This window comes from Providencia rustigianii DSM 4541 (genome assembly GCF_000156395.1).
Taxonomy (GTDB): domain Bacteria; phylum Pseudomonadota; class Gammaproteobacteria; order Enterobacterales; family Enterobacteriaceae; genus Providencia; species Providencia rustigianii.
Genome location: NZ_GG703845.1, coordinates 1 through 243 on the forward strand (window position 1 = coordinate 1; position 243 = coordinate 243).

General features: G+C 34.6%; 1 protein-coding gene. It reads right to left on the reverse strand.

The window, feature by feature from the left end:
• Positions 1-101 (reverse strand): ogr/Delta-like zinc finger family protein (locus PROVRUST_RS19045; RefSeq protein ID WP_211207519.1); only part of this gene is annotated, 101 nt, incomplete at its 3' end.
• Positions 102-243: the final 142 nt, after the last annotated feature.

The following is a 243-nucleotide window of genomic DNA, read 5'->3' on the forward strand; positions in this document are numbered from 1 at the left end:
TTAATATTCTGGCACTGGTTATAACGTTCTTTGGTTTCTTTTGAGACTTGCTGAGAACTACGAGTATGAGCTGCGTAACCACAAAGAGGACAATTCATCATGATAATATACCTTTCGTCATGATGTTAATATTGCATACAGTATAACATGTGATTTTATACAGTGTTAATTTTCTTCTCCTGCCATATCTAGATCTGAAACTTTTACCTCAAGCTCTAATGCGCTCATATATCCACTATCATT